Consider the following 13,560-nt stretch of genomic DNA (forward strand, 5'->3'; position numbering starts at 1 on the left):
AATGTGTACTGTAGCAGGTGTAACCATCGACCACCGAAGGGTTACATCAGTGTTTCCCACGGTTATTTCATCGCGGATCAGTACTGTTTTTTTATTGATCAAGGCCACCCCTCTAATTGATTTTTTTAGTTTATCAGCATATAAGCTACTCAGATCGGCAACAGCATTCATAAACAGGCCATTATTAGCGCTACTGATGAAAGCAGCATTGCCCTTAACAAGCTGAAAAGTACTATCAATGGAAAGTGTATTGTGTGCGAGATTATTATAGCGGAATATTTTCCAGCGCTGTGAATTTTGTTTAGTATCCCAAAGATTAATACCCTTCGATTCGAGCGATTCATATTCCTGCATCCCAAAATCCATTGCCCAACGCACCCCTTGCGATTCCATGATGAAAGAGCCTACATCCATATGACCATGGCTAACGCCGGGTGAGCCACCTTTAAAGCCCACAAAAGTAGCCAGCGGATCTGTCCACGAACTCCGCATCAAAGCAACTGGATTAGGGCCATTTCCGATCCAAAAGTGTGCAGTTTTAGGCTGAATGTTATTAAGCGATAGTTTTGCTCCCCACAACATTGCCGATGGCAGTAATCTATTCTGTAAAGGCATTTGTTCATCAAGCTGTTTTTTAGTTACCCAAAGTAAACCAGGGTCGTTCAGTTTCGATGCAAACCAAAAAAGTGCGGGATTAAATTCTGCCACCGCTCTACTATCTGAATAATTAAAAGGTTTTCCTGAAGGAGCGGTCACATTAGCCAGATAATCAGCTGTTTTAAGGAACCCTGGCTGAGCGCTTAAATTAAAATCCTGATGAAAAACACCTTCTAAAGCACTGATAAACATTACATTAAAAGAAGTGCCGTATTCCCAATAGCCATAACCTTCCGGATAAGCACCATCGGGACCATATTGTTGCATGGGTAGGATTACACTTTTTATTGCCCGGTTAATCAGTTTCGCCGATAAGGCCGGGTGTTCTTCGAAAGTAGCTATTGCACCAAACGAGATACTCGCATTACAAACCTGATTCCAGTTATTGGTAACATTTAACCAGTTATTGTACTTATTGTTTGTTGAAGGCTGTATTCCCTTTTCGAGAATGGCAAGTGCGACTATACTTCTGGTTGATTGGGGTAAATCCTGATATAACCAATCGTAACCTATTGATAAAGCCATTGTCATTTCACCCACATCAAGAAAATGACTTGGGTTCCAATCTTTAAAACCAGAAACTGCCAGCATTTCTTTTTCTGCTCTGGCTACATACTTTTTATCATGGTTAAGCCTAAAAGCATAAGAGAGGTAATAAATCCTTTTAAGTGCTTCTCTAGATACATCAAGCAAACGTTTTCCGATCATCACCCGCTCTAATACGGGTTTATTTAAAACATGATCTGCTTCTGATAGTATGGCTTGATGGATTTGTTTAAACCTCGCGTCGCGTTTTACATTTTCTAAGATCTGTTTTTCAAGGTCATGACTTATCAATAACCTTGGATGCGAAGGCATCTTAAAAGTTGAATCAATTTCCTTGTTTTGCCCTACTGCAAACGTTGAGCAAAACAAGGTTATGATGGTACATATAATTGTGATAAGCTGATTTTTCTTCATGGTTTACAGATCATACTTATCAATTTTACTACGAGAAATTATTTTTTCTGTTCAGATAAGAAAGAAACTAATGAAGCCAGTTCTTCATATGATAATGAATTGGCCATGCCTTCTGGCATCATCGAAGTTTCCATTTCTTTTCTCGACAGGATATCGCCCACTTTGATGGTAAAAACTTCTCCTGCAATATTACGAATCACTACTTTGGCAGCCGTTTCTTCTGTGATAAAGCCCATATAGGTATGGTCGCCTTTGGCGGTAATCATTACTGAAGCAAATCCCTGAGAAATTGAAGCATTAGGTTTTAATATCGATTCTGCAATCTGCTCACGGCTCATAATAGAGCCGATCTGCCCCATAAAAGGGCCTTTCATTTTCTCGCTTTTGCTCAAACTATGACAGGCAATACAACCCTGACTGTTGAAAATATTTTTTCCTTTCAACGGATTGCCCTGTAACTTATTGATCGCCAACAATACATCTTCGATAGATGATTTACCTACCTGACCTTTTTTGTTTTTGATTTTATCTAAATCAATTTTTGGTTCTTCAGCTGCAGCTACTTTTTCTTCTTCGGCAAACTCAGGGATATCCATCCTTTGACGCGCATTTAAATCAACGAAAAATTGTTTTCCCTGTGCTCCGGCTTTCGTAGCCTCTTCTTTCAGGAATTTCTCGATAATAGGAGAACCTTCCCATGAAACAGCTTTAAAGTATGGTCCGTGAGAATCAGGACGTGTACCCCACCACCAAGAAGCGTCGTAGGCAATTTCTTTTTTATACAAACGGCCCAAGGTAACCAGGATCTGCTGTTTTAATTTTTCATCTGTCGATTGTTTATAGTTTTCGATCAGTCCGTTAACCGCTTTTTCGGTATGTATATAACGTAATGCCCAAAGTGCAAGGGTAGAATTTTCAGTTTTAACTGCAGCAAGCAAAGCATCTACCGCCTGAAGATCAACTAAGGCCCTAACAGCTAAGTGAGGCAAAATAATGGCTGAATTTGGCGTTGCATGAGGACCTTCAGTACCTTTGGCAGGTACTGTAAATGAAGCAGGCACCTTCGTTTGTAAAAGCACATTGGCAACTTCTGCCCTGCCCAAACGGTTTAAACCAATTATCGAAGCAGCCTGAACGCGAAGAGAAGGATCCTTTAAACCTTCTAAAAATGGCTCAGCTGGTACTTTGTCTATATTGGCTTTACGATCTGCAAGTGCTTTTAAGGCAAATTCCTTAACTGCTTTATCTTTAGTAAATTCAACTAAAGTTGCAATACCGTTTTCTTTGGTGAGCTGTGCATAGGTATAAATACCGGCTATACGGACATCAAGCGCTAAACTTTGATCGGAAGCCACTTTTAAGGCCGTTGCAATAGCTTGTTTATTGTTGCGCAAAACCAATTCCTGCGAAGCGGTTAAACGGCCTACCGCACTATTCGATTTAAGTAGCTCAGTTAGTTTTTTAATTGAAGCTTTTTTAACATCAGGAAAAGCTTTGTATGTCCAGTTGTTTGGCACTGCCCGAACAACGTAGCCTTTATTCGGGCTGCCAGAATAACCAGCGCCATCCCAAGCCGATAGATAAAGTCTTCCTGAACCGTCTACATCAAGGTCGGTAATCTGAGGAAGTTTAATAAACTCTTCATCTTTCTGCGTAAAGGTTGGGCCATCAGTGGTAACTCTATGAATATAAAGCATGCTTCTGCCCCAATCGGCCATCATTGGTACATGGTTATATTGTTCAGGCCAGTTCGGTTCATCCATAAACAATGCACCGGTACCCGATCCTCCACCTAAATCTGCAAGCGCAGGAATAATTTCGTCGGTAAAATTCTGAAATAACACAGGGTAACCATATTCTCCAGATTGTATATGGTGCGAGAAACGAACGTTCCATCCACCGCCATCATTGGTATTTTCTCTGGTAAAAACGTTCATGTAAGGATCAATAGCAACATCATAAACATTACGTGTACCATGTGTATATACTTCCATTTCAGTTCCGTCAGGACGAACACGCATAATTCCACCACCTAGCATAGTTAGTTTTTTACCTGAACGATCTACCGCATCATGGAATCCAAAATCTCCAACGGAAATGTAAATCCATCCATCAATACCCATTCTAATGCCATTAGTAGCATGGTCGGTACCACGTTCGCGGATATATTTGGCATTACTGATATGCTCTATAAGCGGTTTTTCGGGTCCATCGGCTTTTCCATCGCCATCTTTATCTTCGAAAACTACTAAATTCATGCCTGTAGCCTGTTTTGTTTCTTTAGAAAAAGTGGTATGTAATACATATACCTGGCTACCTTGAACAATAATACCGCGTGGATTATCCACTTCGGCAAAATCTACATGTTCGTCCATTTTACCATCGTTATCCTTATCTATCAATTTAAGAATATGACCTTTACCAGGATCTTTGCCTAAAGAGCCGATCATATCAACACCAACATATACTTCTCCGGTTGGCGCTACGGCTAAACAGGCTGGGCTGGGTGTAACATCAGGTCCTGCGAAATTGGTTATCGTTAATTCAGGGGGTGATACGCGTTGTATTTTTGGTTCGCTAAAGAAGTTTCTTAATCCAAAAAAAACTAGTGTAAAAGAAATTAAGCTTAAAGAAAATTTAATCATTTGTGTGTGTTATTGGTTTCTTGATTGGTTGTGCCGCGTAAACTTACAAAAAAATATAAATTCTCTTGTGCCACAATTTTGTGCATTTCAACTTAATTCTTAACCATTTAACACTTTTACTTACTAGCCGCTAAACTTATTTACTTCATTTTAAAGTAAAACAACTTCACAGACGTTATCCTGATAAAGATCCGTATTAATTAAAGCAACAATTCAAACTAATTACTATGGACAACTAAATAAGCTTCAAACCGCTATAATTATGCATAACAACAAGTAAAACACAAATTAAATGAAGAAAAAACGCCTTATAAATAAGATAAAAAACCGCTTTCATCAGAATCAGGTAAATTATTTCGTAAAACTCTTGCTCCAAACGAGATATTTTATTATATTTACTAAATCCAACATTCATTAAATCAGTACGTTATGAAAAATATTCTTTATTTCTTCCTGACTGCCCTGATCTCCTCCATTGCACTGTTAATTACCAAGGATTCATTTGAACCCGAATTGGTTTATAGCACAGTGGTATTAATATGGATTTTTTACATTTGGTACCATATTTATGCTGCTAGTAAGAGGAACTACAGCGAGTAGTCTGTGTCTTAATTAAATTGAATTCTCCGATTGAATATAATCTGGAGCTAAAATATTAGTGACCAATATTTTACCCTTTCTTTTTGCTTTCATCTCATTATTAATTTATTGATACAGCCATTGAAAGTAAATTATTTACTTTCTTGTTAAGAAAGTTGTAATTATTTAAGATGATTGCCAGATGCATCACAGTTAATTTATTATCTTCGCCGAAAACTAAAACACAGTAGTTTACGTTTATAACTAAGCTTGGCCAATTAGCCAGGTTATACATAAAGCTTAATGAACTTGGAGTTATCGACCTCGTACATGGGGTAGATTAGCGCACAGGATCATGAAATCAAAAGCAAAATTCCCATGTTTAACAGGGAATACATTTTACTCGGAAGTTCGCCGCAGAGTAAACAACGACTTTAAAGAAAACAATAGAAGTATCAATGCCAATGTGCTGATGTGGTTTAAAGCCTTTCTTTTCCTTACTRTATTTCTGGCACTTTACTTTTCCATACTCCTTTTAAACGTGCATAGCACTATACTTTTGGGACTTACCATTTTACTTGGTGCAACTTGTGCATTTATTGGTTTTAATATCTGCCACGATGCCATTCACGGTGCGTTTTCGAGTTCTAAACGCATCAATTCTTTTTTCAGTTTTCTTTTTAATATGGTTGGCGCCAATCCGTATGTGTGGAACATTACCCACAATGTGGTACACCATACCTATACCAATATACCGGGCCATGACGAAGATATAGAAGTAGCACCAGGCCTTATACGCATCTGTACAGAAGATGAATTAAAACCACACCAGCGCTTCCAGCAATGGTATGCTTTCCCTTTATATAGCCTGGCTTCGCTTTCCTGGGTGTTTCGTAAAGATTATAAAAAGTTTTTTCAAAAAAGTGTGGGTGCCTGCCAGAACAAGCATCCGAAGGTTGAATACTTTAACCTCTTTTTCTATAAGTTTCTGTACTACTTTATTTTTATTGGTTTACCGATACTGGTTATACCGCTTGCCTGGTGGCAGATTGCAATCGGTTTTGTGGTGTTACACATGGCTCAGGGCTTAACCATGGGACTCGTTTTCCAACTTGCTCATGTGGTGGAAGGAACAACTTTTCCAATAACCAATGCAGAAGGCAATATGGAAGAAGCCTGGGCCGAACACCAAATGCGAACTACAGCTAATTTTGCAACCCAATCGCCAATCTCAGCATTCTTTCTTGGTGGATTGAACCGGCAAATAGAACACCACCTTTTCCCTAAAATATGCCATGTTCATTATGGACGGATCTCCATCATTGTAAAACAAACTGCGTTAGAATTTGGATTGCCCTATCATGAAAACAGCACTTTCTTATCGGCACTTCGCTCCCATTACCGCATCCTAAAGAGAATGGGACAACCGGAAACAATTTAGTGGCTATTAAGTTAAGGGCGATAATTCAACCTTAATATTCTTATTCCCTTAATGGTAAAAATCCTTAATCTTATTTTTTCATCATTAAGCAGTTTAGGGCATTAAGATCATGCAAATTTGATCTTAATATTCTTATCCCCTTAAAGGGAAAAGTCTTTAAATCTTATTTATTTCATCATTAAGAAGTTTAGGGCATTAAGTTTTGAGCGCCTGTAAAATTGTGCGATACGCATGAACAAATGACTAATGAACCAATAAAACAACACCTAATAACATAAACTTAACATACAATACATTCCTTCAACAGGCAGATCTTTTTATCTTTAACCATATGTACTGGTACGAAGAAGAAGTTAAACAATTGGAAAGGGCGCATCGCTTAGATCGGGAGCATCCTGGTGTTATTTTCTATGGCAGTTCATCTATCCGGTTGTGGAATAGTCTCGAAGATGATTTTGATGACATGAAAGTAACCAATTTAGGCTTTGGCGGCTCTACGTTAGCAGCATGTGTATGGTTTTTTGAGCGGATTATGATAGACTACAGGCCGAAGGCACTTGTAGTATATGCAGGCGATAACGATCTTGGCGATGGCAGAAACCCTGAAGAGATATTTATCTTTTTCCAGCAGCTCATGGTTAAAGTTAACCAGCGGTTTGGCATATTACCCTGTTATTTTATATCGCTAAAACCCAGTCTTACCCGCTGGCAAATGGCCGATCAGTTTAGATATACCAATAACCTTATCGAAAGCGAAATCATTAAACTCAATAGCAATTGGAAATTTATTGATGTATTTAAGAAAATGCTCAACAAAGAAGGCAATCCAGACCCTGCACTTTACGATCACGATGGATTGCATCTGAGCGAAGAAGGTTATCGTTTGTGGGCAGCTACTGTTAAAGAGAAATTAGGTTAATCATTACGCTTAATTAATATCCCGATAACATACATGCCTTAATTTTCCGCAAAAGAATTGAAGCCAATGAACAGGGAATATCACAAGTGGTTCAGCCATCATCTTCAACGGGATATGGAATTATTGGTTTTCGGTCATGCCGGAAGAGCAGTTATCTTTTTCCCCACCCGTATGGCCAGGTTTTACGATTACGAAAACTGGGGAATTATAGCTTCATTAAGTACACAGATTGAAAATGGCGAACTCCAAATTTTCTGCGTGGATAGTATAGATGGAGAAAGCTTTTATAACGATGAGGTGTTTCCATCGGTACGCATAGACCGGCATTTACAATATGAAAAATATCTCCTCGAAGAAGTATTATCGCTTATCTATCAGAAAAATGATGGCGATTACATAGAAACCGCAGGCTGTAGTATGGGCGCTTACCATGCTATAAACCTGGCTATGAAATATCCCTGGTTATTTAAAAAAGCCGTTGGCATAAGCGGCAGATATGACCTTACAGACAGTATAGGCGATTTTAGAGACCTACTGAACGGGTTTCACGACGAAAAAGTTTATTTTAATATGCCAGCGCAGTATATTGCTAACCTAAACGATGATCGATTGCTATCAGCAGTTCGAAACATGGAAATTATTCTTGCTGTGGGCGAAACTGATCCATTTTTGAGTGGAAACCAGCACCTAAGCAGCCTGTTATGGGAGAAAGGTATCCCCAATCAGTTTCATACCTGGGAGAGCAACGCGCACCGCCCCCATTACTGGCGAAAAATGGCGCCTATATACATCTAGAATCTATAAACTTAATTATTACTGTACGGCAGCATAATAATATTGCTTAATGTATATTGTATCTAGTGGCCTTGTACTACCTTCCAAAGCCAACACAATATTCGATTCTAACAGCCACTTTTCATATCCGGCATTACTTTTAGCAATTTTTACACCTTTAACTGCCCCAGCAATAGCTCTTAATGAACCGATTGAATTACATGAAGGGCAACCGGACACATATTTCACCCTGCCCTCAGCTACATCCTTGTCTTTCAACAAGAACCGATCACCTGTCATTGGAGCAAGAAAATACAAAATCCTTGAAGCATAATTTCCCTCGCTCCTTGTCCAAAAAACACGGTACTGGCCTGTTGCTAAGGTGAGCTGATTATCTACAAGCGAGGCATAATTAACATATTGAAAATAGCAGGTTGAACCTTGCGGGCAGTCGGTTAAGTTTTTGTCATCTACTGTAAAGTCTGTCGGATCATCGGTTTTCTTTTTACAGGCGAACAAAGTGTTCAATGCGATTAAAAGAAGAATGGCAATTGGTTTGAAGGCGTTTTTCATTATTTAGTATTTTATACAAATACGTAACTTGTTGGAGTGACGCTACAGCCTGCATATTAAGTTTATGTTAAATAAATTAACAAGAAAATTGCTTAAAATTATTTAGCGTTCCATGCTCAAAAGACTTTATTTTAACATTGATTGAACAAGAAAATATTAAGTTTGCACATAAACAGATTAAATCTACAAAACATGAAACAAGGATTATTAATAGATATGGATGGGGTGATTTATAGCGGGGAAGAATTGATATTTGGTGCTGATAAATTCATTAAGAACTTAATTGATGAAGATATTCCTTTTGCATTTATGACCAACAATAGTCAGAGAACAGCTTTGGAGGTAGTACGCAAACTTAAAGGATTAGGTATAAAGGTAGAAGAAAGTCATGTATACACCAGTGCGATGGCTACTGGAAAATTTCTGTCCGATCAAAGCCCGAATGGTACCGCGTATGTATTGGGAGAAGGCGGTTTACTAAGCAGTTTACACGATCATGGTATTACTTTGGTAAACACCGATCCGGAATTTGTTGTGCTGGGAGAAGGTAGAAACTTTACGCTCGAAATGGTGCAGCGTGCTGTTGATATGATTCTTGCGGGAGCTAAATTTATTACTACCAACAGAGATCCATCGCCCAAAAAACCAGGGTGGAATAATTTAGGCATTGCCGCAACCACTGCCATGATTGAGGAAGCAACCGGCAGAAAAGCGTTTGTTACAGGCAAACCAAGTCCCGTGATGATGCGCTCGGCACGTAAATTTTTAGGATTAGAAACCAGTGAAACTACGGTTATTGGCGATACCATGGAAACTGATATACAAGGAGGTGTACAAATGGGCTATAAAACCATTCTGGTACTTTCGGGTATCTCAAGCAAAGATACTTTAGGGCATTATGCTTTTAAACCCGACATGATTGCAAGCTCCGTTGATGAAATTAAGTTTCCTTTAGCCTGGTGGGAAGGTAAATAGTTTGGGGTCTTTAGTTTGAAGTCCTTAATCTAAAGTCGATTAAAATTGCAGGCTGTATCATATTTGTAATTTCCATTCGAATTTGTCACGTTGAGSTTGTCGAAACGCCTTTCGGGATATTTAAACAGGTCCTTCGACAGGCTCAGGATGACAAATCTATATTTATAATACAGCCTATGAAAAACACAGAATTCGAATTAAATACTAAATAGAGTGTCAGATAGAAATATCTGACACCACATGATCTGCCAGCTTTTCAGACATGAAAGCGACTAATGAGCCAAGTCTACTTCTAATAACGACCTCCTGTCCATATTTTTCTTAGCGCGGCTGCGCTACTTTATTTTATGAATGGTAAATAAAGGGGTTGAGTGGAGATACACAGGCTTAAAAAAACTCAACCGATAATCAGTTGTAAATACAACAGGTGCAGCCTCAAGCTTAGCAGCCATACCAATAGGTTTAAACAATTTTAATGAAGCTGAATCATTTACAATATGCTCATGCACTGGGGCTTCAGGCCTTTTATCTTCACTAAATTTATTGGCTTTGGTTAAAAGCCCAACTGCCGGTATAACCATTAAAAGCGCTACGCAAGAAATCAGTCTCATATCATTGTGCTTAAATTATCCTATTATTTGGTTAGGATCTTTTAACAAAGATGAACCGATGTTATTAGTAAGATAGTTAGTTAGCGTTATTAAATTGTTAAGGTTACGACACCGGTTTAATACAATATTAAATGTATCAAGCCAATAGTGTGATTTATATAACTGCACCCACGATTTATATTACTGCACTCACGTTTTATATTACTGCACTCACGTTTTATATTACCGCACCCGCGATTTATATTATTGCACTTGCGATTTATATTACCGCACCCATGATTTATATTATCGTACCCGTGATTTATATTAAGATATCAGGCTTAAGGATTATTTGATTTGATAATTCTGATATGGATGTATACCCACGGGGTTAGGATTAAGATCGCGTAGAAACATCCATCGCTACGCAATCATTAACTAACCAAATAAATGTATTTACCAGGCGTAACATCAGATAACCAGTCTAAAGTACGCTTAGCATAGAAGGTAAAATTCGGGCACTAATCAACCTATTCATTACCTTGTCGTTTACATTTAAATTTTCCTGTCAAAACCCGGTTTATGCCCTCTCGGCCATTACTTCCATTTATCGCACAGCATGGTTTGATAGTATACAACCGCACGGTTTACTATAAATCGTATTAAAACATTTAAGAAAAAACCATTCATCCAGGCTACATTTTAGCATCCATTAACTTTGCTGCTTTTGCTTTTGGCGCCACCAGTTTCATTTTAATTACAAATGCTTTGTTGGATTGAAAATCTTTTGGCAGTATTACATCGTAATAGGTATTCTTATCCAGATCCAAACCAAGGTCTGCTTGTTTTAAGGTTAAATTCTTACTGTTTACTAAAAGCGCAGCTGTACCGGGAACTTGTTTGGCATTTTTAGGCACCGCAATACGCACAATGCCATTTACGGGTTGGTTAAAAACAGTTAAATAAAGATTATCGGCTTTTTGAGTAAAGTAACCTAATTTAGAAGGGGTTAATGCAGCATGGCGCGCCCCATATACCGCCTCGGCATTTATTTTTATCCATTCGCCAATTTCCTTTGCAATTTTATCCTCTTCGGGATGCATATTTCCATTGCCATCGGGTCCAAAGTTTAGTACAAAATTGCCATTCATTGATACCGAACGCATCAGCATATCCAATAAATCGTCGGTAGTTTTGGTATAAATCCCCGACCAATCTTTCATATATCCCCAACCGTTTGGCGGGATAGTCATTACCGCATCCCAATCGTTACCGTTTAACCACTCAAATTCTGCAGGTAACTTACGCTCCCAGCCTTGTTCGTAATCGCCTAAAATATTACCATTCGAATCGAAGTGTCTTGAGCCATGTTCATCGTTACGGAAACGCGAGCCAATAATTAATCCAGGATGTTTTTCTCGGAGTTCTTTTTCTAAATTGTAGGTAAATTCGTAGGCACTTTTCCACGAGGCATCCCAGGTACCATCAAACCAGAAACCTTTAATTTTCGGATAGTTATCCAGTTGCTCTAAAAGCTGGTTTCGGGTATAAGCTAAAAATTTACCGAATTTTTCTTTCTCTTCGTCTGTTTTTGGAGCTTTCCCCATATAATTTGGGTTATTCCATTCTAAAATCGAGTAATAGAGATATACATCAATACCTTCGGCGGTATAAGCATCTACAATCTGTTTTACAATATCTTTTTTATACGGCGATGCAGAAACATTATAATCAGAATATTTGGTTGGCCAAAGTGCAAAGCCATCATGATGTTTGGTGGTAAAAATCACATACTTCGCGCCCATATCCTTAGCTTGTTTAGCCCAGCGTTTAGCATCAAAGTTTTTCGGGTTAAACTGTTTGTACAGGTTATCGTAAGTTTTGGCCCAATCTTTTGGCGCTGTAGGCCCGCCCCAGGATCGGATCCATTCTGATGCTGCTGCACCTCCCCTTGCACTTACCCCATTCCATTCGTTACCCGCGATAGAATAAATTCCCCAATGGATAAACTGCCCTAAACCATAACTGCGAAAGGCTTCCATATCGGCATCGGTACGGTTTGGCGGTGTTAGGGTTCCGTATTTAACTTCAACTTCTTTTGTAGGCTTGCTCTTCGGCCCTGTCCATTGCGCATCTACAGGGTGTTCTACAACTACAGCAGCAAGGGTAACCAAGGCAAACTTTAATATATTCTTCATATTCAAATTTTATTCGTGTGCGTGTTAATCTTTATAATTTAATGGCTTCTTTCTCTTAACCGGTATTTCTGGGTTTTGTAAAGGTTTTGAGGGATGATAATAATAAATTCCTGCTTTGCCATAAAGCGCCAGGTGCTGGGTTAAATTATTACTGAAGGTTTTAAAATCTTTATGATTTTGCGCCGTCCATGCAGCCTCTGCCAGGGCGGCAATCCGCGGAAAAAGCAAATAATCTAAACGGTTGTCATTATCTACTGTTTCTGTCCAAAGGTTTGCCTGTATACCTAAAATAAGCTGTTTTTCTTTTTTATTTTCGGCAAAAGACTGTGCATCGAACTGATATACCTGCTCAATCGGACTATATAATTTATTCCATTTTCTACCGTATTGATGGGTACTATCCTGAACAAAATCGAAATACAATGGCAAGCGTGGGCATAAAACTGTTTGATAACCTTTACTTAAAGCAGTGCGAAGCTGAGCAGGTTTTTCCTGGCGCCACCAAAACATAATGGTTTTCTCTTTGGGTAGGTCGGCTTCGGCCATTTCATCCCAAAAAATAGCCTTGGCATTTAATTGGTAGAGCGAATCGGCCATACGTTTCATAAAATAGTGTTCTACCGCAGCATCATCCTTAAGCTTTTCACGCTCGCGGAGTTTTAAAATATCTGGATTGCTTTTCCATTTTTCATTTCCGTAGCTCACTTCATCCCCTCCCAAATGGATTAATCCCGAAGGAAAAAGCACATTGGTTTCTTTTAGAATATCGGTTAAATAACCGTAGGTTTTTTCCAGGCCAGGGTTAAAGGTAAACTCTGGATGCCCTATTGAACCGCCTCCTGAGTATTCTGGATAGGCTTTATTGGCTGCAGTAGCATGTCCGGGCATATCAATTTCAGGTATTACTTTAATGTAGCGTTCAGCAGCGTAAGCCACAATTTCCCTAATATCGGCCTGTGTGTAAAACTGTGCTGGCAAATTGGGGTTTAAATAATCACCAATACCGCCAATAAGGGCCAAATTTGGATACTTTTTAATCTCTAGGCGCCAGGCAGGCTCATCGGTTAAATGCCAATGAAAAGTATTTAGTTTATAAAAAGCCATCCAGTTTAAAATGGATTTCACTTTTTGTTTGCCAAAAAAATGGCGCGATTCGTCGAGCATAAAGCCACGCCAGCCATAAGCCGGTGCATCACTTATTTCTACAGCAGGAAGCTGGGTGTTTTTATTGGTTAGCGCCAATTGCAGC

Annotated in this window: 11 protein-coding genes; 5 read left to right on the top strand and 6 right to left on the bottom strand. The window is 38.9% G+C overall.

Features of this window, described 5'->3' with window-relative positions; translation table 11 throughout:
- Together AC1DPQ_RS04155 and AC1DPQ_RS04160 are read right to left on the bottom strand one after the other, a co-directional pair.
- On the bottom strand, nt 1–1,617 hold a 1,617-nt coding region (locus AC1DPQ_RS04155; RefSeq protein ID WP_477608071.1), incomplete at its 3' end, for a heparinase II/III domain-containing protein.
- A 38-nt stretch (nt 1,618–1,655) separates the two neighbouring features.
- A complete protein-coding gene (locus AC1DPQ_RS04160) occupies nt 1,656–4,262 on the bottom strand; it encodes a DUF7133 domain-containing protein (protein ID WP_477608072.1) in 2,607 nt (868 codons plus the stop codon).
- Between the two features lie 429 nt (nt 4,263–4,691).
- Between AC1DPQ_RS04160 and AC1DPQ_RS04165 the strand changes: the two genes are divergently transcribed.
- The 4 genes from AC1DPQ_RS04165 (at nt 4,692) to AC1DPQ_RS04180 (ending at nt 7,996) form a co-directional block, all read left to right on the top strand.
- Nucleotides 4,692–4,862: a hypothetical protein gene (locus AC1DPQ_RS04165; RefSeq protein WP_215129139.1), complete on the top strand. Its 171-nt coding sequence runs from the start codon at nt 4,692–4,694 to the stop codon at nt 4,860–4,862.
- Nucleotides 4,863–5,196: 334 nt separating this feature from the next.
- Nucleotides 5,197–6,282, top strand: a complete 1,086-nt coding sequence (locus AC1DPQ_RS04170) for a fatty acid desaturase family protein (RefSeq protein ID WP_477608074.1) — start codon at nt 5,197–5,199, stop codon at nt 6,280–6,282.
- A 331-nt stretch (nt 6,283–6,613) separates the two neighbouring features.
- The gene (locus AC1DPQ_RS04175; protein ID WP_477581356.1) at nt 6,614–7,201 is read left to right on the top strand and encodes a GDSL-type esterase/lipase family protein; all 588 of its coding nucleotides are present in this window, start codon (nt 6,614–6,616) and stop codon (nt 7,199–7,201) included.
- Between the two features lie 66 nt (nt 7,202–7,267).
- Complete coding sequence (locus AC1DPQ_RS04180) at nt 7,268–7,996, top strand: esterase family protein (RefSeq protein ID WP_477581358.1); 729 nt, start codon at nt 7,268–7,270, stop codon at nt 7,994–7,996.
- Nucleotides 7,997–8,014: 18 nt separating this feature from the next.
- On the opposite strand, the gene AC1DPQ_RS04185 is transcribed toward AC1DPQ_RS04180, so the two are convergent.
- Entirely contained in the window at nt 8,015–8,548 is a 534-nt protein-coding gene (locus AC1DPQ_RS04185) for a hypothetical protein (protein WP_477581360.1), read from the bottom strand.
- 192 nt (nt 8,549–8,740) lie between these two features.
- Here AC1DPQ_RS04185 and AC1DPQ_RS04190 point away from each other — a divergent pair, with 192 nt between their 5' ends.
- Nucleotides 8,741–9,523 carry an HAD-IIA family hydrolase gene (locus tag AC1DPQ_RS04190; protein WP_029280385.1) on the top strand — a complete coding sequence of 261 codons (783 nt, stop codon included), beginning with the start codon at nt 8,741–8,743 and terminating at the stop codon, nt 9,521–9,523.
- A 335-nt stretch (nt 9,524–9,858) separates the two neighbouring features.
- Here the strand turns inward: AC1DPQ_RS04190 and AC1DPQ_RS04195 are convergent, their stop codons facing one another.
- The 3 genes from AC1DPQ_RS04195 to AC1DPQ_RS04205 all read right to left on the bottom strand — a co-directional run.
- Nucleotides 9,859–10,134 carry a hypothetical protein gene (locus AC1DPQ_RS04195; protein WP_477582824.1) on the bottom strand — a complete coding sequence of 92 codons (276 nt, stop codon included), beginning with the start codon at nt 10,132–10,134 and terminating at the stop codon, nt 9,859–9,861.
- A 674-nt stretch (nt 10,135–10,808) separates the two neighbouring features.
- Nucleotides 10,809–12,311, bottom strand: coding sequence for an alpha-L-fucosidase (locus AC1DPQ_RS04200; protein ID WP_477582822.1), 1,503 nt, complete (start codon nt 12,309–12,311; stop codon nt 10,809–10,811).
- A 24-nt stretch (nt 12,312–12,335) separates the two neighbouring features.
- Nucleotides 12,336–13,560: beta-N-acetylhexosaminidase (locus AC1DPQ_RS04205; RefSeq protein WP_477608076.1), on the bottom strand; the 1,225-nt coding region annotated here is incomplete at its 5' end.

The organism is Pedobacter sp. 01T416_2 (assembly GCF_056398925.1).

What these genes read in the sequence shown, in the direction of transcription:
- AC1DPQ_RS04165 (WP_215129139.1), top strand. Translation starts at nt 4,692, where the DNA reads ATGAAAAATATTCTTTATTTCTTCCTGACTGCCCTGATCTCCTCCATT.
- AC1DPQ_RS04200 (WP_477582822.1), bottom strand. Translation starts at nt 12,311, where the DNA reads ATGAAGAATATATTAAAGTTTGCCTTGGTTACCCTTGCTGCTGTAGTT.
- AC1DPQ_RS04195 (WP_477582824.1), bottom strand. Translation starts at nt 10,134, where the DNA reads ATGAGACTGATTTCTTGCGTAGCGCTTTTAATGGTTATACCGGCAGTT.
- AC1DPQ_RS04175 (WP_477581356.1), top strand. Translation starts at nt 6,614, where the DNA reads ATGTACTGGTACGAAGAAGAAGTTAAACAATTGGAAAGGGCGCATCGC.
- AC1DPQ_RS04185 (WP_477581360.1), bottom strand. Translation starts at nt 8,548, where the DNA reads ATGAAAAACGCCTTCAAACCAATTGCCATTCTTCTTTTAATCGCATTG.
- AC1DPQ_RS04160 (WP_477608072.1), bottom strand. Translation starts at nt 4,262, where the DNA reads ATGATTAAATTTTCTTTAAGCTTAATTTCTTTTACACTAGTTTTTTTT.
- AC1DPQ_RS04190 (WP_029280385.1), top strand. Translation starts at nt 8,741, where the DNA reads ATGAAACAAGGATTATTAATAGATATGGATGGGGTGATTTATAGCGGG.
- AC1DPQ_RS04180 (WP_477581358.1), top strand. Translation starts at nt 7,268, where the DNA reads ATGAACAGGGAATATCACAAGTGGTTCAGCCATCATCTTCAACGGGAT.